The sequence below is a fragment of the Roseibium album genome (genome assembly GCF_001404515.1).
Lineage (GTDB): Bacteria > Pseudomonadota > Alphaproteobacteria > Rhizobiales > Stappiaceae > Roseibium > Roseibium album.
On record NZ_CXWE01000013.1, the window covers coordinates 57,353 to 75,574 of the forward strand.

Sequence of the window (18,222 nt, forward strand, 5' to 3'; positions counted from 1 at the left end):
GGCTACCTGAGGACCCCTTCCATCACGGCCCGCAGGCGTGGCTGCAGGTGGCGTTTGAGCAAAGTCGCGACGGCTTCTTCGGTCAGATCGATGGAAACGTCCCTGTCGGTCAGCTTCACCTTGATTCCGGCGAACCCCGGTGCGGTTGAAAAGGTTACACCGCCGCGCAGCGCCTCGCCCGCCAGGGCAATCACGAAATGCGTCAGCGTTCCCGGTTCTACCGCTTCGGGAGACTGTTTCAGTTCCTCGAAGGTGACGACCTTTTCCGGAAGCACAATTTCCATTGGTTCGGTGTTGCTCACCGAAGCATTTTCCTTCGCGTTGCCGGCCATCGCCAGAATGAGTTTTTGCAGGAACTGCTCATCTCCGAGCGTGGTGCCCACAAGGCGCCCGGCCTCCTGTTGTATCCGGTCACCAAGTTCGTTTCGCAGACTGAGCACCAGATCCCTTGCAGCGACCTTCAGCCCGTCCTCCGTCGCGGCCTTCTCCCTGGCTGCTTCAGCCCTCGACTCGGCCAGCAATGCGTCTGCTTTTTTCTGCGCCTCCGAGACGATGGCCTCTGCCCTGGTCTTTGCCTTGGCAAGGATTTCGTCGCCTTCCGACTGGCCCGCCGATACGCCCTCGGACTTCAGCCGGTCAATCAGGGCCTGGACCCCGGCGCCGGCTGCATTTTCCAGATCTGTCGAGCCACTGTTCTTGGACATAACTGCCTCCGTTTCCGTCAATTGGGCTCTAACTCGGGATCGAGCCGGCAAGAACCAGCGCGAAAACCAACGCGAACACGGAAAAACCCTCGAGCACCGCGGCCGGGGCCAGCGAAATGCCGAAAATCTCCGGCTTGGCCTTGGATGCATGAATAGCGGAAGCAAGAACCTCGCCCTGACGGATGCCGGTAAAGAGCATCGTGAAGCCGGACAGTACGCCAATACCGAAGAGCGCTGCGCCATTGGCGGCGTCAATACTCGATTGCTGAAGCGAGAACATGATCACGATGCCGTAGATCACCTGCGAGGACGGCATGAGCGAAACACCGATAAAGCGACCGTAGCCGCCTTCACTGTCGAGCATGGCGCCAATCGCGGCACTGCCACCCAGCGCACAGCCCCATGCGCTGCCGATCGCACCCAGAGCAACCGGTGCGTAAAGCCCAAACCAACCGAGAGCCACAACGAATTCGTTCACAGGCGTGTCTCCTCTTTCTTGAACGGACGGAAGGGCGTGCCCTCGTCTTTCAAACCCCAATTGAAAAATTCAATAACGTTCAGCCGCAATCCATGGACGCAACCTGCAATCAGACCGAGCCCGATATTTATGGCGTGCCCGATTGCCAGAACGAGAATGGCAATCAGAATTCCGATACCGGGAACAGACTGGTTGAGCTGTCCGGAAAGCGAATTGATGGTTTCTGCAAGCGATGCCGCGGCTAGTCCCAGCGCAAACAGACGCATGTAACTCAGGACATCGGAAAAGATGTTGACGATCCTGGCCAGCGCCGTGAAGCCGTCGAAAATCCGAAGTCCGCCGGCCTTGACGGAATCGACCTTCCGGTCACTGCCGAAAAAACCGACGACAAGCAGGCCGGCAACAACACACGCCGGACCGACAGATGCAAAAAAGGTACCCTGACCCAGGAATGTCGACAGCCCTCCGAGTGCAACAAACGACCAGCCGACCGGCTGGAACCTGCCGCTTGGTGTCTTCTCGTGGACAGCCCGCATGAGATTGGCGAGAACAATGTGGACCACGCCAATCGTCAGCGTGATTTTCATCATTGTCTGCACATCCTTGAGATCAAGTATCTTCAGATGCGCCAGAAAGCTTCCTTCAGGTGGTGTGACACCGAAGTAGCTGCCGGTGGCCACACCGAAGGCTGCGGTCGAAATCATCAGCCAGGTCGACATTCGCAACATGCGTTTGCCAAGCTCAGATCCGGCGAAACGCTTGCGAAACAGGAACAGGACCAGCAGAAGCAGCAAACCGTAACCCGCGTCCGTCATGATCATGCCGAAAAAGACGATGAAGGACACGTAGACGATGGCAGACGGATCCCAATCCCGGTAACCGGGCGTCTGATAGAATTCCACCAGGTTTTCGCCACCTTCCATTGCATGTGTGTTTTCCAGGAGTGTCGGCGGTTTGTCCTTGTCCGTAATCTCGTCGAACACGGCGGCGATACCGAGGTCGGTGGCAAGGTCCCGGATCTCGTTGACCAGATCCCGTCTGGCCCAGGCCTGAAGTACAAAAACCCGCTCTTTGTCCGCGGTTTCCAGCGCTGCGCGGTTGCGCGCGGATCTGTCGCGCGCGGCAGCCAGGTTCTGTGCCAGGACATAGCGCCATTTCGTCAGGGACTGGCGCTCCAACTCCAGCTCTTCGAGTTCTATTGCCGACTGCTCGGATCGCCGTCTGAGTTCGGAGAGTGACAAGGCACCAAAATGAACCCGTGGAACGGGCATGGAATTCACAGGCGGCTCTTCGGGTGACAGGAGTACGATATAGCTGCGGTACTTGTCCTGATGCACAATCTCGATGATCTTGTCTGAAGGGTCGATCAGCTTCAGCTTCCCTGCGGGGACAACATAGAACCACAGTCTATTGTCACCGACTTCCGCCAATTCGGAGAAACTGAATTCACCCCAGGGCTCAACATCCTGGATTCGATTGTCCAGTTGGGCGAGCCGGTCCCGGCATTCCTTCAACGCCTTCCTGTTTTTCAGTGTGGCATCGACAACTTTTTCAAGATCGAACTCGTCAGGAACGGTCACCGGGCGGCGTTGGGTGGCACAGTCCACCAGCCAGCGCAACGCCTCGACGGCCTCGCGTCCCAGTCCGGGCGGAACGGCTTCCAGATCCTTTTGTGCCGAGGCAAGCGGTACAAGATGAAAAACTCCGAAGGATTGGGCAGCCTCAAGCACCTTTTCCTTGTCATTCAGAATTCCGACAAGACTGACCTTTACGAGCGGAACGATGGTCATATGCGGGCCATCCTTTCCTCGGCACTGCGAGCAGCCGTCTTACGCTTGGAAATCTTGGCACGCACAACAGCGTCACGCTCCGCGTCGGCAAGCGCCATCCGTATTTTCTTTATGTTCCGCTCAGCGCGCGGGATCAGGACCTTCTCGAACAGATTGACACGCCGCGATATCACGGCCTCGGCTTCAATCAGCTTGTCGATACGTTCTCGCGCCACATCGCGCTTGAGGTTCAGTCGCAGCAATTCGCGCATGCCATCGACATACGGATCGACCCAATGGGGACGCGCAAGCAGGGAATACGGCTCAACTTCAACATCGATTTCACCAAGAACCGGCAAAACAGTGCCGGAAAGATTTTGCTCCGACCGCTCGACACCTTTCAACCGTACCAGTCCCTCAAGCGGAACGTGCTTGTTCGCCAACATAGGCAGGGCTGCCGCAAGATCGGCAAAACGCTGCTCATAGTGTTGCTCAAGCCGCGCCAGGGTTTCCTTTGCCTTGGCCCGCTCCGCTGTTATCTGAAGCCGTTTCAGCTCGAGAGACGGCAGAAATCGCCGATATTCCGCAAGCTGCGTGCTTTCCCGTGCGAGTGAGGACTTGTTGAGTGCAAGCTTTGCCATCAGGCGGCAGCCTCCCCGCTACTGTTTTCCCCCGGCGGTGTCTGTTTCTTTGGATAGTACTTGTCGATCAGTCCCTGTTTCATCAAGAGTTGCGCGGGCTCGAAACACTCCGCAAGCGTCTGCCAGCAAAGATCGAGAGCCTCTTCAAGCGGTTTTGACACTTCGATGTCCATGAAACGCTCGCGGAACAAGGCACCAAACTTGAGGAGTTGCCTGTCGTAACCGGACAGTTCAAAGGCCATCGACTGCTTTTGTTCCGCGTCGCGAGCGCCGGAGTAAAAGCGTATCATGGTGTTCATGATCTGGTTGTGGTCCTCACGCGTGACCTTGCCGATGACATGCTGCTTCAGTCGCGAGAGCGAACCGAACGGGTCAAGGACACCGCTGTGCAGATAAAACTGACCTTCGGTGATGTAACCGGTGTTGTCCGGCACCGGATGCGTTACGTCATTTCCGGGCATGGTCGTGACCGTCAGAATGGTTACCGAGCCCGAGCCCTTGAAGTCGCATGCCTTTTCATAACGGCGCGCCAGTTGGGAATAGAGGTCGCCGGGATACCCACGGTTCGCCGGGACGCGCTCCATGGCGATGGAGACCTCCTTCATGGCATCCGCAAATGCGGTCATGTCGGTCATGAGCACAAGAACGCGCTTGCCCTCTTCAACAGCAAATTTTTCGGCAACCGCCAGGGCCATGTCGGGCACTTGCAGGCGTTCGACAACCGGGTCGGATGCCTGATTGATAAACATCACGGTTCGCGGGAAGACGCCTGCGTCCTCGAATTGTTTCCGGAAAAATGCATAGTCGTCGAATATCAGTCCGAGACCGCCAAAAACCACGATATCTGCATCCGCCTGGATACCAATCCGGGCCAGAAAAGGATTGTAGGGCTCACCGGAAACCGAAAAAATCGGGATCTTCTGGCTCTCCACCAGGCAGTTGAAGATGTCGATCATGGGCACGTCGGTCCGGATCATGCGAGAGGCCAGAACGCGTTTCATGGGATTGGCCGACGGTCCGCCGATCGGAACGGTCGGGTCACTTCCCAGATCGGGACCTTGATCTATCGGGTGTCCTGCACCGTCGAAAACGCGGCCAAGAATATTGTCGGAGTAGGTTACCTTGGCCGGTTCGCCCAAAAATCTCACAGATGCATTGTTTGCCAGCCCCTTCGTGCCGGAGTTCACCTGAAGCGAAACCATGTCGTCATCAATGTTGATGACTTGCGCCAGAGATGTGGTTCCGTTCCCGGCGTCAACCAGTGCGAGATCCCCCAGGCATGGCCGCCCTTCGGACTCCGATTTCGACGCCGACACCTGAATTCGGATGATGTCACCGACAATATCGACGATACGGGTATGGGAGACGAGCATTGTTGCCCCCTTGGGAATAAGACGTGAACGACGCATGTGCCAGGCATGCAGCACGGCGCCGCCTGTTCACACGCACTTTATCTTATGCGGGTTGATCCACCTGACACAACCTGAACGATGAGTTCGCCGCTACGCCAATTTCAACAGCAGCGATGTTAAAAGGGAAATTGTTACGCGCATATGACCTGAATCATTTCCTGCAAAATCTTAAAAACGTGACGGGACTTTATTGAACCGGGCAGAAAGGATCTCCAGGCCGGACATATCTCATTGCGTTCCGAGCGGCTTCGCGAACCAGTTCGGCAGTGCCGTGTCTGCGACACAGGAAATACAGAATCCACCGTGGCAGTCCCGGACAGGTTAAACTGGTCATATTGTTATTAGTTACGAGCGCAGCCGGAAATGAGACACGCATAAAAGAGTCCATGTTAAAATGAACAACAAAAAAGCCAAACCAGCTTCACAACCCGCTGTACAATTAACAGTTATATTCGCATGCTAGTGAATTTTGCGCAGGCACAATGAATTCATTAATTTACTCACACTTACATATTTTGACATTTGTTCATTTTTTTATTTATTTTTGCGATGAAATCATGTTTTTTTAACTTAGAAAATTTAAACCCTGTTAATATTTCGCGCACGAATCAGAATCTGATTTTGTTTCGTTGAATCGCTACGCGTGGAGAGAAACTTGACGGACCAAGTGACAGATCACACCCTTGAACTCACTCCTCCACCGAACTCGCAAGACCGCACTACGCCGGGCTCCAGACATAACAGCTCCAGGAGAGCATCGGGATCACCCGACGCGCCGAAGGCGCCCGTTCGGAGCGACCTTGGAACAATCCTTCTCCACTGGACACTGGTGATTGCAATCGTCACCAGCCTGGTTACAGGGCTCAGACTGTCTTCGGATGCAGAGGGATCCTGGTTTGCCAAACTTTTCGAACCTATCCTGCCGCAAGGTGAAATCTGGACATGGCACTACGTGTCCGCGGTCTTCGTACTGGCACTCATTTTTGCCTATGCCGCCTATATGTCTGCCGCGCGGCTGAAACGCCGCATTTCATCCAAGAAAATCGTCGTGCTGTCGCTGCCGGCCAGCAACAAATTGCGGATCGCGGCCATCAACGTCATCGCCTACTGGATCCTGTTCGCCGCGATTGTTGTTCTTTCTGTGACGGGGGTCCTGCTTTTTCTTGGTCATGGCGGCCTTTGGGTCACTGTTCACTACGTCTCGGCACTTACTGTGCTGACCTACATCGTTGCGCATGTCGGGCTGCACTACTTCTATGGCGGTGTCGCTCAATTGCTTCGCCTGTTTAGGCCGCAGTCGCTGCGTCAGTTTCCGGGCATGAGCCGCTATCCGCTGTTGAAGTCGGCAGCCCTCGGCGGCGTGGTCATCGCCGGTGCCGTTGCTCTCGATTTCGGTACGCGAAGTGATCTATTCGTTTCCCAGGCATCGGTTCTCCCCAAACTGGATGGTGTGCTTGACGACGCGACCTGGCAAGGAGCACGGCCCGTTTTTGTGCGAACCCATCAAGGTTCCAACTTGAACGGTACAGGCGAGTCCACGGTTGAGGTCCGTGCAGCCCAGGTCGGCGACAAGATTGCGTTTGCATTCCGCTGGGAGGACGGCAACCGGTCCTTGAAGCGGCATCCCATCATCAAGACGGAAGAGGGGTGGCGCATGCTCAACAACCGGGCCGACATCTCCGACGAAACGGCGTATTACGAGGACAAGTTTTCCGTCGCCTTTTCCAGGACCGACGCGTTCGGCGGCGGCGATTCCACACACATGGGACCAAAACCCCTCGGCGACAAGCCAGCGGCACTCCACGGCCGCGGACTGCATTACACAACCGACGGCAGCCTGATGGACGTCTGGCAATGGAAAGCCGCCCGCGGCGGCATGCTGGGCAAGGTTGACGACATGTGGTTCGGAACACCGCTTGAGCCTAATGAAGCGCAGGCAGCCGGCAAGAAGCGCTACAGTGCCGGCTATGCCGCGGACGAAGGCAAGTCGTTCTACGTCTACAATTACAAGAAACAACCGGGATCAGACTATGAGGGCACCGTGGACGTTTTGCGTCTTCCTGCCGACCATGTGAGAACGGCTGCCCTGATGGGCAATCTCGACATGTCTGTCGAGGCAACCGATGATGCCGGATCGCAATGGTGGATGTTCGATGCCGAAAGCGTCCCGTATTCAGCAGAGAAGGACGCGGACATTCCGGTCGGAACGGTTATTCCGGGTGTCCTTATCACGGGAGAATATCTTGGCAGCCGCGCGGACCTGAACGGCGGTGCCAAATGGCAGGACGGCTATTGGACTCTTGAGGTCATTCGCGACATGGACACCGGCAACCACCAGGATCTTCCCATGGAAGACGGTCTTTATGTCTGGCTGTCCGTTTTCGATCACAATCAAACACGCCACACGCGACACTCGCGCCCAGTGCGCTTGACTTTCAACTGATACAGCCAAGGCCAGTACGGACAAACCCAATGTCGAAGAGCACCTGTACCGTCACGATCAACGGAAAAAAGATCAAGGCAAATGTCGGGGACACACTGATTGACGCAGGCCTTGGAGGAAGGCTGGTCCTGCCGCATGATTGTTGTTCGGGCCAATGCGAAACCTGCCGTGTGCGCGTGCTCGACGGGCAGGTCGATTCCCTGGGAACCGACGAGAAGAATACCGTACTCGGGTGCCTGGCGGTACTGGAAGGAGATGCCGAAATCTCCTACGACCCCGTGCCGATCGTCAAAACCATCAAGGGAACTGTCGAGAGCATCCAGAAAATCAAGGATGACTATCTCGAGGTTCGTGTGAGAACCGTCAAACCCGTTACCTGGTTGCCGGGACAATATCTGCGTGCAACCTTTTCCGGTTTTCCGGCAAGAGACTACAGTCCGACAACACCGCTCAATCTCGATGCGGAACAGGATGTGATCGTCTTTCACATCAAGGTCTATCCGAACAGCGTCGTCTCCTCGAAGCTCGGTTCTGAAATCGCCAAGGGCCACAGCGTCAAACTGCGCGGGCCGTTCGGAAACGGCTTCCTGCGCAGACAGCCCGAGCCAATCGTCCTGACATCGACCGGAACAGGGTTTGCCCCGATATGGGCGATCGCGGTCGCGGCGATTCTCGGTCAGCCGGAGCGAGACATCAGGCTTGTCGTCGGCGCCAGAACCAAGGACGGCCTTTACATGCGTGACGCCATACGCTGGCTGCGGAACCGTGGCGTGTCCGTGACGCTGACCGCAAGTGATGGCGATGACGAGACCATCTTGACGGCCAGGCCTTGTGAACTGCTCGGCGAGCTGACAGAAGACCACGTCATCTATTCGGCAGGCGCCCCGTCTCACGTGGAAGCAACACGGGAGGTCGCACGGCAGGCAGGCGCGACCTTCTACGCAGATCCGTTTTTTGTCGCGGAGGAAAGCAGCGGGCTGAAAATGCTTGCGTCGGCCCTGCTGCGCAAAGCGAGAACGCCGTTTGCAACGGCCGCCGCCAGCTGATCTCTTTCGGATTCTTTGTCGCAAGCTGGCAGGAGAATCCCTGTCAGCTGAAAACTGGTACGCGATGTTCCGGTTGAACTTGTCCGGGCGCGGTTACTGCGCTGCGGCAGTTATCGGTCCCTGACATTCGAAAAGCAAATCGTCCATCTGGGAAACCGGCATCGGATGACCGAGGAAATATCCCTGGGCGTCCGTGCATCCGATATCCTTCAACATCTCCAGAAGCAACTCGGTTTCCACACCTTCGGCGGTCGTCGTCATGTCCAGGTTCTTGGCCAGATCAATGACCGCCTTGACGATCGAAACCGACTCGTCCGAATAGGCCATCGAACGGACAAATGACTGATCGATCTTGATCTTGTCGAAGGGGAAGCGGCGCAGGTAACTCAGCGACGAATATCCGGTCCCGAAATCGTCCATGGACACCTTGACACCGAGCGCTTTGGCCTGGTGCAGCGCATCCAGAATATCGTCGGACTCGATGAGAAGAACGCTCTCGGTGACTTCGAGTTCCAGCCGGTCGGCCCGGAGTTCGGATCTGGCAAGTGCTCCAATCAGCACCGGTCCGAAGCCGTGACCCCGCAACTGGCGCGGTGACAGATTGACCGCAATGCGAAGATGCTCGGGCCAACTCGCCGCCCGCCGGCAGGCTTCGTTCAGGACCCATTCTCCCAGCGGAACGATCAGACCGGTGTCTTCCGCAAGAGGTATGAATTCCATTGGCGGCACCATGCCGCGTTTCGGGTGGTTCCAGCGTACGAGCGCCTCAAACCCTGTCACGGCATTGGTTTCGAGCGAATATTGCGGCTGAAAATAGAGTTCCAGTTCCGAATTTGCGATCGCGTGCCTCAGATCGGTGATCAGTTCCCTGCGTTCGCTGACAGCTGTTCCCATGTCCGTTTCAAAGAACCGGTGGGTGTTGCGTCCGTCCTCTTTTGCCTGGTAGAGCGCAAGGTCGGCCTGCTTGAACAGTTCGTCACCTACAACGTCATTGCCCTTGGAAACGGAAATTCCGATGCTGACACCGATAACGATCTCATGATCCGCAATCTTGAATGGCTTGGACAATTCCCAGATGACGGATTGTGCGAGTTCGTCAACCGCGTAGAGGTCAGCCGGCAGATCGGACAGGATAGCAAACTCGTCGCCTCCCAGACGGACAACCAATTCCCGCTCACTGATCAGGTCCTTCAGGCGATCGGCAACCTGGCGCAACAATTCGTCGCCAATCGGATGACCGAGCGAGTCGTTGACCGTTTTGAATTCATCCAGATCCAGGCACAGAATTGCGAATTCACCACCTTGAGATTTTTGCCGTTTCAGCAAGGCCTCGAGCTGATCCCTGAATTCTATCCTGTTGGGCAATTGCGTCAGCATGTCATGGCGCGCAAGGAATGCCAGCCTGTCGCGCGCTTCCTGCCGCTCGGTAATGTCTTCCGAGATCGCGACCCAGCCGCCATCGCAAAGCGGTTGCCTGGTCGTCAGGACGATCCTGCCGGATTCGATACGAACCATTTCCGTGCTTTGCGGACCAGCCTTCGAACGCATCAGCGGAAATTTCATTTCCACGCCTACCGGCACATCGGTTTCAACAACGTCAACCTTGAGAACCGCTGCAATTTCTGCTGCGGTCATTCCCGGTTTCACCGCGTCCTGATCCAGCTCGAACAGCTCGTTGTATCGTTGGTTCGAAACAATCAGCTTGCCTTTGGCGTCGAACATGCACAGCCCGTGCGACATGTTGTTCAACGCAGCGTCGAACAGGACATTCTGCTCGCGGAGCTTGGCTTCCTGAGACTTCAATATCGTGTTTTTCTCATGAACCCTGACACGTAGCGCATCGCGTTCCTTGACCGACCTTTGAAGCGATACAACGGATCTGGCAATGTCTCCAACCTCGTCGAGACGTTCCGTGCCGACCACCCTGTTTTCAAAGTCACCGGCGGCAATTCCCGACAGGACCCTGGTGATCGTGGTCAAAGGGCGCGTGATCTGGCGCGACAGGAGAAAGGCAACACCTGCAAAAGCGACAAGGGCAAGAAGACCGAACAGAAACAGCCGCTTCAGAAGCTTGGTTTCTTCTTCCACGCCAATTTTGGTGAGTTCGTTCTGTGTCTCCGTCAACTGCTCAATCGGCAACAAGGCGCAGATCGTGACCGGTGTGATCGGCATTCCGCACTTGATCACGTGGCTGCCGTTCAGCGTGATATTTGGTGTTTCGGGAGAGACCTCGATTGCAGAAAGCGGTCCGTCGAAACTGGCTCTGGAGATAATCTTGCCATCATAGACGATTGCCAAACCGAACGAATTGATATCGGTCAGTCCCGCAAGCATCGGTTCTTCTTCACGAAGCCAGCGTTGAGCCAGCAATCCGCCGACCACGTATCCGAATTCGTCGAAGACCGGGACAAAAATCACCTGCGAAACCGCATTCACATTCTTTTCAGGAACAAAAACCTGCGATTCTGTCTCTGGCAGAACGCTTGAAAAAGTGATGACTTCGCCGGGAATACTTTCATACAGGGACCGGGAGATGTCCTCAATGAAGCTGTAGTTGGATATCCCGGCTCCGAGAGCAACCAGATCGGCCTCGTAGGACGATGCTCCGATGACCCTGCCCTCTTCATCCAGAACCACAATGCCATCGATATCATCCAACTCTGCCAACGGCCCGAGCAACTCGGACATGGCAACATTGTTCCGCGATTCTATCGCCTTGACGATATTGGGGTCCGCGGCAATTGCACTGACGCGGCGAAGCCTGTCTTCAAAGAGAAGCTCGAGCCTTTTTCCGGCAAGCTTCACATCCGCGGTCAGGGTTTCGAGCAGTCGGGATTGTGACAGCTTCAATAGCTCCGTTTGCTGCCGGGCCATGCTGTCTTCCAACTGATACGCGACAAGCCCGATCAAACCTGCAAACGCACATAGCGCTGTGAAAACAGCGCCATATGTATAGTTCCAGAGGAGTGACGAGTGACGTATCATGTTTGCTCAGAGCACTAGTTGGTTGTCGGAACACCACCGAAATTTTCGATCAGTTCGCGAGCCTTGTCCGAATGGCTGTAGTCGACGAAGGCCTCCATCTGTGAGTCCATCGTTCCGTCCTTGTAGATCAACGCCAGGGTCACCGCGCTCGGATAGTTGTCGTCAGTCGGATGATTGCCGTCGATTTTCAGAACGGACAATCCTTCTTCCAATGTCCGAGAATAGGGACCAAAGGCGATTGCGCCCTCGACGCTTCTGGCGGTATTGATCGCGTCCTGTGTCGTGACAGCCGTCTTTGATCGCGGCGAGAATTCCAGATCATTCCAGCCAGGCATGGAAGCGCGCAATACCTGCAATGTACTGTCGGCGTCTTCACGCCTCACGAGCTTGACGCGCAAGTCAGCACCGCCGAGTTCGGACCAATTCCTGATCTTGCCAGAATACACTTTCACGAGATCTTCGCTCGACAAGGCCATGATGCCGGTCGAAGGATGCGCGAATATGGCACTCGGTATTTTTGCAATCGGCAAGTAAACCAGACCAAACTCGACTTCGCTTTCCTTGAGCGGACGGGCAACCCGTCCCAGCCTCTCCGCACCTGAACTCACGGCGGCGATACCGCCACCCGATCCGATGCTGGGGGGAATTGAAAGTTCGATGTCGGGATGCTGCGAAGAAAAGCCTTCGCCAATTTCCCGAAGCATTTCAAGGCCATCTCCGGTTCCAACGACGTTCAGTCCGGAATCCGCTTCGACTTTTTCAATTTGAAAGACCATGAAGCTTAGCGACAACGCCAAGCTCAGCGCAAATATCCGCATTTCGACCACCCATGGTTATTTTGTCGATCAGAGTGCCTTCTTCAAGTTAATTAAAAACTAAAGTACCGATAAATTTTACAATTAACATGTTGTCATAATTAGTGAATGCAATAAATACGAAGCCCAATACAACTGCATCACAACTTAATAATGTAAAATATTGCCCATCGGTAATAATTTCCTATCGGGTGCTGCAAATTGCAATCAACTTCAACAGGGCAAAATTTGACAATGTGCCGATCGACCGAGAGTTTCTCCTTGTGGACTGACTGCACAAGCCGGGGAACACTTCCAAACGGCTCGGGTTTCAGCTAACGGGGCCTATTCCACCCGTCCGTCGTTCCTTTTTCCTGACTTGCCGCAACCGGAGGCTGCTCCATCCCAAGGGCCAATCCGTTCATGCCATTGCAGTGCTGTGACGAACGATGAGTTCAACATCGACAATAACCGGGGTTTTCCTGTGACCATCCGCTGTAGATTGGGGATCGATACACTCCAGAAGCAGCGATGCCGCCCTGGTGCCGAGGGCGTGCCGGTCCTGACGGATGGTCGTCAGGGATGGAACGTAGAAGTCGGAAAGCTCGATGTCATCGAAACCTATGACAGATATGTCTTCCGGAACCCTGAGCCCCCTGGCTGTCAGAGTGGACATCAGTCCGAAGGCGACCTGATCCGACGCACAGAACACGGCGGTGGGCCGGTTTTCCATTCGGATGATTTCTTCTGCGGCCTCGCGTCCGGATTCCAGCGAGAAGTCGCCGCGGATAATCCATTCATCACGCGCCGGAAGCTCCAGCCTTCCCCGCTCGATCAGCATTCCCTCTCGTCTTGCATGTGTCAGAACGTTGTCGAGCGGGCCGGTTACGTGAGCAATCTTCCGATGCCCAAGCTCGTAAAGGTGGCGAACCGCCAGTCGGGCGCCCTGGATATTATCGCTTCGAACCGAGGGCAAATCGGTGTTTTGTACCCATTCACAGGCAAATACGATCCTGTCGGCAAGGCCGTTGTCCCGAAACTGCTGCAGGTCGTTTTCCGGCAATCCTCCATCCAGACAGATCATTCCGTCGATCTGGGAATCGAGAAAATAGTCGACCAGGGACTTGCCGGTGGCCACACGATCCATTGTATCTGCGATCAGAACAGACGTTTCGTGATCTCCCAATCGCGCGCTGATGCCGGCCAGGATGCGGGAAAAGAACGGATTCCCAAGATTTGGGACCAGTACAAGTACCGCCCCGGCCTGACGGGTTCTCAAGGTTCGCGCCGCCTTGTTGACCCGGTAGCCCGTTGCCCGTATCGCGGCAAAAACATTTTCGCGCGTTGCTTCTGCCAAAAGATCCGGAGTCGTCAACGCCCGACTCACCGTCGCTGTTGATACACCTGCCTGTCTTGCAACATCGCGAATGCGTACGTTTTTCTGTACCAAGACCTTCTCCGGAGCGCTTGTTTTTCGCTTTATTCACATTCCGGGTTGACACAGAGCCGTTTCCCGCGAATGATAAATGTAATCGATTACACGAAGTATACAACAATATGTAATCGATTACAAAGCGCAAGAAACGCAACATCGTTAGGACATTCGAACAATCTGGGTTCGATGGGAGGACAACATGAAAGCATTACGCGTGGTTTTTGCCGCATCCACGGCCCTTTGTGCCGCGACAGCTGCACAGGCGACCGATCTTGAGGTGACACATTGGTGGACATCCGGCGGTGAAGCTGCAGCAGTTGCGGAATTCGCCAAGGCCTTTGACGCAACCGGAAACAAGTGGGTTGACGGAGCGATAGCAGGTTCCGGCGGCACCGCACGACCGATCATGATCAGCCGCATTACAGGTGGCGATCCGATGGCGGCCACTCAATTCAACCATGGCCGGCAGGCTGAAGAACTCGTCGAGGCCGGCCTGATGCGCGACCTCACCGACATCGCAGAAGAAGGCAAATGGAAGGAAATCGTCTTTCCGTCATCCCTGCTCGACAGTTGCACACTTGATGGCAGAATCTACTGCGTGCCGGTCAACATTCACTCACCGCAATGGCTTTGGCTGAACAATTCAGCATTTGAGGACAATGGCCTGGCTGTTCCCACCAATTGGGACGAATTTGTCGCCGCTGCGCCCAAGCTTCAGGAAGCCGGTATCGTACCGCTGGCAATGGGTCAGCAGCCCTGGCAGACAACGCTGGCGTTCCAAACGCTGCTGACTGCGCTGGCGGGCCCGGAAACATACACAAAGGTATTCGGAGACAAGGATGCAGAGCTTGCTGCCGGTCCCGAGTTGACGAAAGTTTTCCAAGCCGCGGCGACAGCGCGGGATCTTGCCAAGGATTCCAATGTCCAGGCCTGGAACGATGCCACCAATCTGGTGATTACAGGCAAGGCTGGCGGACAGATCATGGGTGACTGGGCGCAGGGTGAGTTCCAGGTCGCCGAACAGGTCGCCGGCAAGGACTACACCTGTCTGCCGGGCCTCGGCGTCAACGAGGTAATTCAGACGGGCGGCGACGCATTCTACTTCCCGAAAGTCGACGACGAGGCCATTACCAAAGCGCAAGGCGAACTTGCCAAAGTGATGATCTCTCCAGAGACCCAGGTGGCATTCAACCTGAAAAAGGGCTCCCTTCCCGTTCGCGGAGATGTGGACCTTTCAGCGGCAAATGACTGTATGCGCAAGGGCCTGGACATTCTGGCCAAGGGCAACATCATTCCAGGCACTGACCAGCTGATGTCGGCAGACAGCAACCAGCAGGTCAACGATCTCTTTGTCGAGTTCTTCAACAACCCGGAAATGTCCGCTGAAGATGCACAGGCGCAGTTCGCGTCCATCATCAGCAGCGCCGACTGATCCCGGGGCGCTCCGCCGCCCGGACAGTCGTCGTCATGTCTCGCCCGGGCGGCGTCCTCCAGCCCTGCGCGCATTCCTGCGCGCAGGGTAAGCCGAGCGCGCGCCGAAAGACTTCTTCGACAAGGACACAGCAACATGGCCGCAGCAACGGGTCCAGCAAGATGGCACAGGAACCTGAGTGCCAAGATAGCCGCGATCCCCATGATCACGACCGCACTTGTTGTTTTCATAGGTGGAACAGCGTGGACGGTGCTCTACTCGTTCACCAGCTCGAAGCTTCTCCCCAAAGAGAAGTTCGTCGGCTTCGCACAGTACGAACGGTTGTGGAGCAGCAGCAAATGGCTGATATCCATTGAGAACCTTGCCATCTACGGTGCGTTCTCCCTGATCTTTTCCCTTCTTATCGGTTTTGTTCTGGCAGCTTTGCTCGACCAGAAGATCAGGTTCGAGGACACATTCCGAACGCTGCTGCTTTATCCCTTCGCCTTGAGTTTCATCGTCACCGGACTTGCATGGCAATGGATCCTCAATCCGGATTTCGGTATTCAGCAAGTCGTGCGTAATCTCGGGTGGGAAAACTTCTCCTTCGACCCGCTCTACAATCCCGACATCGTGATTTACGGCATCCTCATCGCCGGTCTTTGGCAAGGCACGGGACTGATCATGTGTCTCATGCTTGCCGGTCTGCGCGGTATCGACGAGGACATCTGGAAAGCTGCCAAAATCGACGGCATTCCGATGTGGAAGACCTACATCTTCATCATCATTCCGATGATGCGAGGCATCTTCATTACCGCCATCGTTCTGATCGCTTCAGGCATCATCAAGGTCTACGACCTGGTGGTCGCACAGACAGGTGGCGGGCCCGGCATCGCCTCTGAAGTTCCGGCAAAATATGTCTATGACGCCATGTTTCTGTCGCAGAACCTTGGACAGGGATTTGCCGCTTCGACCATGATGCTTCTTACGGTCATCGTGATCGTCGTTCCCTGGGCCTATCTCGAATTCGGAGGAAAACGCCGTGGGTAACGTGACCAGAGCCTCCGCTGACGTCCAGGTCTCCCCTGTCCCGCAAGAGATGACCGGACCTCGCGGACCGAAACCGCGCACCGTACTGTCGCGCCGGAACATAATGATCTACGGCACGCTGATCATGGTGTCGCTGTATTACATGCTGCCTCTTTACGTGATGATCGTGACGTCGCTGAAGGGCATGCCCGAAATCCGTCTTGGCAACATCTTCTCACCGCCTGTCGAGATAACCTTCCAACCCTGGGTGAAGGCCTGGGCGGAGGCCTGTACCGGGCTGAACTGTGACGGCCTTTCAAGAGGTTTCTTCAATTCCGTCAGGATCCTCATACCCTCTGTCCTGCTTTCCATCGCCATCGCGTCCGTCAATGGCTATGCACTTGCGAACTGGCGCTTCAAGGGTTCCGAAACCTTCTTCACAATCCTGATCGTCGGCGCATTCATTCCCTATCAGGTGATGATTTACCCGATCGTCATCATGCTGCGGGAAGTCGGTCTTTACGGCAGCCTGACAGGCCTGGTTATCGTGCACACGATCTTCGGAATGCCGATCCTGACGCTGCTGTTCCGGAACTACTTCGCGTCCGTGCCGCAGGAACTGTTCAAGGCGGCCCGTGTCGACGGCGCCGGTTTCTGGGGCATCTATTTCCGGATCATGGTGCCCATGAGCCTGCCGATCTTCGTAGTCGCGATGATCCTGCAGGTGACCGGTATCTGGAACGATTTCCTGTTCGGTGTCATCTACACCAAGCCGGACCTCTATCCGATGACGGTTCAGCTCAACAACATCGTCAACTCGACACAGGGCGTGAAGGAATACAACGTCAACATGGCGGCAACGATCCTCACCGGCCTTGTTCCGCTCACCATCTATTTCATCTCCGGCAAACTCTTTGTCCGCGGCATTGCCGCCGGCGCCGTGAAAGGCTGAGGAGACGCTCCATGGAAACCAACCAAAGCATATCCATCAAGAACCTCGCCCTGAGCTTCGGGGCGCTAGATGTCCTGAAGGACCTCAACCTGGATGTCGGGCAGGGCGAATTCCTTGTCCTGCTCGGATCTTCCGGCTGCGGCAAATCCACCCTGCTCAACTGTATCGCCGGACTTCTCGATGTCTCGGACGGACAGATCTTTATCGGCGGGCGCAACGTGACCTGGGAAGAACCGTCCGAGCGCGGTATCGGCATGGTGTTTCAAAGCTATGCGCTTTATCCGCAGATGACGGTTGCCGGAAATCTCAGCTTCGGCCTCAAGAATGCCGGCCTGCCGAAAGCGGAAATCGAGGAACGGGTCAACCGGGCGGCAAAAGTCCTGCAGATCGAACCTCTCCTGAGCCGCAAGCCGGCGGCTCTATCCGGCGGCCAGCGCCAGAGAGCCGCGATCGGGCGGGCGCTGGTACGCGACGCGGATGTCTTTCTGTTTGACGAACCCCTGTCCAATCTCGACGCAAAGCTTCGGGCGGACCTGAGGGTCGAAATCAAGCAACTTCACCAGAAGCTCAGCAACACGATGATCTACGTCACCCATGACCAGATCGAAGCCATGACACTTGCCGACCGTATCGCCATCATGCGCGGCGGCCAGATCCTGCAGCTTGCTTCGCCGAACGAAATCTATAACCGGCCTGCCAACAAATATGTTGCCGAATTCATCGGCTCTCCCACCATGAACTTCTTTGAAGGTGACATCGTGGGAGGCGACGGTTTGAGATTTTCCACCGGTGACCAGTTCTTTCCGCTCGAAGGATACGAATTCCACAATGGTACACCCGTGCAGGGACCTGCCTGGTTCGGGATCCGCCCTGAACACATGGTTACCGGGGCCGAGGCGGACACCGCAGCTATCCGTCTGAACGGCAGCGTGGAACTGGTTGAACCTCTGGGTTCGGACACCCTTGCCCGTGTTGCCGTCGCCGGCCGCTCCCTGTGGGTTCGAATGGACGGACAGGCACTCGTGCGTGACGGAGACAGCGTGACTGTCGGCTTTGACCCTGCACGTGCCAATCTCTTCGACAAATCAAGTGAAAACCGCATCTGACAGAATACCCCCAACCT

The 18,222-nt window shown here is 55.8% G+C and carries 14 protein-coding genes; 6 read left to right on the plus strand and 8 right to left on the minus strand.

All coding sequences use genetic code 11. The features are described 5' to 3' along the window. Nucleotides 1-2: 2 nt before the first annotated feature. The 5 genes from LA5095_RS29375 to LA5095_RS29395 are packed head-to-tail and all read right to left on the minus strand — an operon-like array spanning nt 3 to nt 4,965. Complete coding sequence (locus LA5095_RS29375; protein ID WP_055391523.1) at nt 3-704, minus strand: hypothetical protein; 702 nt, start codon at nt 702-704, stop codon at nt 3-5. Nucleotides 705-732: 28 nt separating this feature from the next. Next, entirely contained in the window at nt 733-1,182 is a 450-nt protein-coding gene (locus tag LA5095_RS29380) for an ATP synthase subunit C (RefSeq protein WP_029063495.1), read from the minus strand. Continuing rightward, nucleotides 1,179-2,972: a V-type ATP synthase subunit I gene (locus LA5095_RS29385; protein WP_055391524.1), complete on the minus strand. Its 1,794-nt coding sequence runs from the start codon at nt 2,970-2,972 to the stop codon at nt 1,179-1,181. Before LA5095_RS29385 ends, LA5095_RS29380 begins: the two co-directional genes overlap by 4 nt. Continuing rightward, the gene (locus LA5095_RS29390; protein ID WP_055391525.1) at nt 2,969-3,592 is read right to left on the minus strand and encodes a V-type ATP synthase subunit D; all 624 of its coding nucleotides are present in this window, start codon (nt 3,590-3,592) and stop codon (nt 2,969-2,971) included. The genes LA5095_RS29385 and LA5095_RS29390 overlap by 4 nt, the downstream gene beginning before the upstream one ends. Then, nucleotides 3,592-4,965 carry a V-type ATP synthase subunit B gene (locus tag LA5095_RS29395; protein WP_055391526.1) on the minus strand — a complete coding sequence of 458 codons (1,374 nt, stop codon included), beginning with the start codon at nt 4,963-4,965 and terminating at the stop codon, nt 3,592-3,594. The genes LA5095_RS29390 and LA5095_RS29395 overlap by 1 nt, the downstream gene beginning before the upstream one ends. Before the next feature lie 694 nt (nt 4,966-5,659). Between LA5095_RS29395 and LA5095_RS29400 the strand changes: the two genes are divergently transcribed. Together LA5095_RS29400 and LA5095_RS29405 are read left to right on the plus strand one after the other, a co-directional pair. Next, entirely contained in the window at nt 5,660-7,447 is a 1,788-nt protein-coding gene (locus LA5095_RS29400) for an ethylbenzene dehydrogenase-related protein (protein ID WP_055391527.1), read from the plus strand. Between the two features lie 29 nt (nt 7,448-7,476). Further along, nucleotides 7,477-8,493: a 2Fe-2S iron-sulfur cluster-binding protein gene (locus LA5095_RS29405; RefSeq protein ID WP_055391528.1), complete on the plus strand. Its 1,017-nt coding sequence runs from the start codon at nt 7,477-7,479 to the stop codon at nt 8,491-8,493. A gap of 93 nt (nt 8,494-8,586) precedes the next feature. Here LA5095_RS29405 and LA5095_RS29410 read toward each other — a convergent pair whose 3' ends face one another. From LA5095_RS29410 to LA5095_RS29420, 3 genes are all read right to left on the minus strand, one after another. After that, the gene (locus LA5095_RS29410; protein WP_055391529.1) at nt 8,587-11,478 is read right to left on the minus strand and encodes a bifunctional diguanylate cyclase/phosphodiesterase; all 2,892 of its coding nucleotides are present in this window, start codon (nt 11,476-11,478) and stop codon (nt 8,587-8,589) included. Between the two features lie 14 nt (nt 11,479-11,492). Further along, complete coding sequence (locus LA5095_RS29415) at nt 11,493-12,296, minus strand: PstS family phosphate ABC transporter substrate-binding protein (RefSeq protein WP_055391576.1); 804 nt, start codon at nt 12,294-12,296, stop codon at nt 11,493-11,495. A gap of 397 nt (nt 12,297-12,693) precedes the next feature. Then, nucleotides 12,694-13,722, minus strand: coding sequence for a LacI family DNA-binding transcriptional regulator (locus LA5095_RS29420; protein WP_055391530.1), 1,029 nt, complete (start codon nt 13,720-13,722; stop codon nt 12,694-12,696). A 184-nt stretch (nt 13,723-13,906) separates the two neighbouring features. On the opposite strand from LA5095_RS29420, the gene LA5095_RS29425 reads away from it, so the two are divergent. From LA5095_RS29425 to LA5095_RS29440, 4 genes are all read left to right on the plus strand, one after another. Then, the gene (locus LA5095_RS29425; protein WP_055391531.1) at nt 13,907-15,139 is read left to right on the plus strand and encodes an ABC transporter substrate-binding protein; all 1,233 of its coding nucleotides are present in this window, start codon (nt 13,907-13,909) and stop codon (nt 15,137-15,139) included. Nucleotides 15,140-15,274: 135 nt separating this feature from the next. Continuing rightward, nucleotides 15,275-16,168 carry a carbohydrate ABC transporter permease gene (locus LA5095_RS29430; protein WP_055391532.1) on the plus strand — a complete coding sequence of 298 codons (894 nt, stop codon included), beginning with the start codon at nt 15,275-15,277 and terminating at the stop codon, nt 16,166-16,168. A 49-nt stretch (nt 16,169-16,217) separates the two neighbouring features. After that, nucleotides 16,218-17,099, plus strand: a complete 882-nt coding sequence (locus LA5095_RS29435) for a carbohydrate ABC transporter permease (RefSeq protein ID WP_051644930.1) — start codon at nt 16,218-16,220, stop codon at nt 17,097-17,099. A gap of 11 nt (nt 17,100-17,110) precedes the next feature. Then, a complete protein-coding gene (locus LA5095_RS29440; RefSeq protein ID WP_055391533.1) occupies nt 17,111-18,205 on the plus strand; it encodes an ABC transporter ATP-binding protein in 1,095 nt (364 codons plus the stop codon). Nucleotides 18,206-18,222: the final 17 nt, after the last annotated feature.

What these genes read in the sequence shown, in the direction of transcription:
- LA5095_RS29375 (WP_055391523.1), bottom strand. Translation starts at nt 704, where the DNA reads ATGTCCAAGAACAGTGGCTCGACAGATCTGGAAAATGCAGCCGGCGCC.
- LA5095_RS29395 (WP_055391526.1), bottom strand. Translation starts at nt 4,965, where the DNA reads ATGCTCGTCTCCCATACCCGTATCGTCGATATTGTCGGTGACATCATC.
- LA5095_RS29430 (WP_055391532.1), top strand. Translation starts at nt 15,275, where the DNA reads ATGGCCGCAGCAACGGGTCCAGCAAGATGGCACAGGAACCTGAGTGCC.
- LA5095_RS29385 (WP_055391524.1), bottom strand. Translation starts at nt 2,972, where the DNA reads ATGACCATCGTTCCGCTCGTAAAGGTCAGTCTTGTCGGAATTCTGAAT.
- LA5095_RS29440 (WP_055391533.1), top strand. Translation starts at nt 17,111, where the DNA reads ATGGAAACCAACCAAAGCATATCCATCAAGAACCTCGCCCTGAGCTTC.
- LA5095_RS29415 (WP_055391576.1), bottom strand. Translation starts at nt 12,296, where the DNA reads ATGCGGATATTTGCGCTGAGCTTGGCGTTGTCGCTAAGCTTCATGGTC.
- LA5095_RS29435 (WP_051644930.1), top strand. Translation starts at nt 16,218, where the DNA reads ATGACCGGACCTCGCGGACCGAAACCGCGCACCGTACTGTCGCGCCGG.
- LA5095_RS29410 (WP_055391529.1), bottom strand. Translation starts at nt 11,478, where the DNA reads ATGATACGTCACTCGTCACTCCTCTGGAACTATACATATGGCGCTGTT.
- LA5095_RS29425 (WP_055391531.1), top strand. Translation starts at nt 13,907, where the DNA reads ATGAAAGCATTACGCGTGGTTTTTGCCGCATCCACGGCCCTTTGTGCC.
- LA5095_RS29390 (WP_055391525.1), bottom strand. Translation starts at nt 3,592, where the DNA reads ATGGCAAAGCTTGCACTCAACAAGTCCTCACTCGCACGGGAAAGCACG.
- LA5095_RS29405 (WP_055391528.1), top strand. Translation starts at nt 7,477, where the DNA reads ATGTCGAAGAGCACCTGTACCGTCACGATCAACGGAAAAAAGATCAAG.